Genomic DNA, 1,186 nt, shown 5'->3' with positions numbered 1-1,186 from the left:
GAAGGACACTGGCAAGGACAACCCGTCCACGCCGGGCTACATCATGGCGCTGACCGACATCCTGATCGAACAGGGCCGCTACGCCGAGGCCGAGAAGCTGGCCCGCGCCTGCCTCGAAATCAACGCCACCGTCGGCGTCGCCGACGACGCCGTCACCAACGTCCAGCTGCTGACGCAGCTCGGCGGCGTGCTCAACCTGCAGCGCAAGGGCCGCGAGGCCAATGCAGTGTTTGCGCAGATTGACAAGGCTATCGCTAATTGGGACCCGCAGCGGCGCCGCTCCTTCGAGCTCAATCCGGCGCGCATCATCTCGCTCTATGCATCAGGCCAGACCGACAAGGGCATCGCCGCTGCCGAACAGCTGGTACAACGGCAAATTGCCCGCGTCGGAGAGACACATTTCGACACGGCGTCGGCGCGCGGCACGCTAGCAGTGGGCCTGATGCGCGCTGGTCGCGATGCCGAGGCGACGCGCGAGTTCCAGGCCGCAATCCCGGTGATGATGGCGGCGGCGCGCGAGGCCGCGGACGACGACGACACCACCGGCGTCGCAGCGCGAAGCCAGCGGCTGCAGGGTGTGGTTGAATCCTATTTCCTGATGCTAGCGCGCAATGCATCGTCGCGTAGTGAGGTCGGCGAAGAAACATTCGGCCTGGCCGATGCGGTGCGCGGCCGCTCGGTGCAGCAAGCGCTCGCCGCTTCCAGCGCGCGCGCGGCGGCAAAGGACCCGGCGCTGGCCGCACTAGTGCGAAAGGAGCAGGACCTTTCCAAGCAGGTCAACGCCCAGCTCGGCACATTGAACAACGTGCTGTCGCTGCCCTCTTCCGAGCGCGACGACAAGAGCGTGCAGGCGATCAACGCATCGATTAACGCACTGCGCACGGAGCGCAACAAGGCGCGCCAGGACATCAATCAGAAATTCCCGGCCTATGCCGACCTGGTGTCACCGAAGCCGCCCACGGTGGCGGAGATCCGCGCGACACTGTCCGATGACGAGGCGATGCTGTCGTTCTATTTCGGCCAGAGCGGCTGCTTCGTCTGGGCCGTGCCGAAATCCGGGCCGGTGACGTTCGCGGCGATCAAGGCGAGCACCGGCGACATCGAGAGCAAGGTACGCAAGCTGCGCGAGGCACTCGAGCCCCAGGCGGCGATGATCTCCGATATCCCCGAGTTCGACCTCAAGCTC

General features: G+C 65.7%; 1 pseudogene. It reads left to right on the top strand.

From position 1 onward, the window contains the following. Window positions 1-1,186, top strand: a pseudogene (locus DYI24_RS26880) (hypothetical protein); the annotation flags it as partial.

Source organism: Rhodopseudomonas sp. BR0C11 (assembly GCF_010820945.1).
GTDB classification, from domain to species: Bacteria; Pseudomonadota; Alphaproteobacteria; order Rhizobiales; family Xanthobacteraceae; genus Rhodopseudomonas; species Rhodopseudomonas palustris_H.
The sequence above is the reverse complement of the archived record's forward strand: the minus strand, read 5'-3'. Positions and strand labels throughout refer to the sequence as shown.